The organism is Streptomyces sp. E11-3 (genome assembly GCF_046540415.1).
GTDB lineage: Bacteria > Actinomycetota > Actinomycetes > Streptomycetales > Streptomycetaceae > Streptomyces.
In genome coordinates, this window is sequence record NZ_JAZGRL010000211.1 from 1 (window position 1) to 918 (window position 918).

The 918-nt window shown below is 69.1% G+C and carries 1 protein-coding gene; it reads right to left on the minus strand.

The window, feature by feature from the left end:
• A partial coding sequence (locus U9R90_RS36465; protein WP_411061797.1) for a WD40 repeat domain-containing protein occupies nucleotides 1-908 on the minus strand: 908 nt, incomplete at its 3' end.
• Nucleotides 909-918: the final 10 nt, after the last annotated feature.

A 918-nucleotide genomic window follows, 5' to 3' on the forward strand; every position in this document is an offset into this window, starting at 1 on the left:
CCCGCACCGGCCGAACTCCCCTTCTCGCCCTCCCCCTTGCCTCCGGAGGGCGACGGGCTCCCCTTGCCCGCCACCGCGACGGCCCGCACCGGGCTCCGCTCGCCCTCGGACCCGTACATCAGCGTCGTACCGTCGGCCGAGAACGTCACCGACTCGCCCTGCCGCTGGAACGGCACGCTGACCCGCTCACCGTCTCCGCTGAGCCTGCCGTCCTTCCAGCCGTACGACTCGGCCTCGAAGTAGCTCCGCAACACCAACCGCTCACCATCCGGGGAGAAGGCCCCGTCCGTGGTCCACAGGTCAACGTCCCCCACCCGCTTGAACACATTGGTCCCCGAGGCGGACAGCTCGGCAGGCCCCTCGAACAGCCCACCATCCCCGTCCTTCTTCTTGTCCCCGATATAGACCCGCCCGGTCTTCGGGTGCACCATCAGCGCCTCGGCGTCCCGTGCCCCGCCCTCGTACTGCACGACGTACTGCGTGGCGGTCACGGTCACATCCCGCAGCTCCTTGGGCTCCGGCAGCCGATAGATCCACACATGCGACCAGCCACCCCCCGTGTTGTCCCCGATATCCCCCACATACAGATCGCCGTCAGGCCCGATCGAGATGGCCTCCACATCCCGAGGCGCCCCGACCCCCCGCATCGTCACGGTGGCGACGGTCTTCCCGCTCTCCCCGTCCACGGCATACAGATACGGCCCGTCGTCACTGTCGTTGTGGGTCCAGTACACCCCCGGATGGGCCTTGCTGGCGGCCAGCCCGCTCGACTCGACGATCCGCGGGTCCTCGATGGTGAAGTCCTCGTTCCCACCATCGGCCACAGCGACCCCGCCACCACCCACCACCAGGGCTCCGCCAACCCCGACCACGACACCCACCGCACCCACCCAGGAACCTGAACGCATACCCCCACCC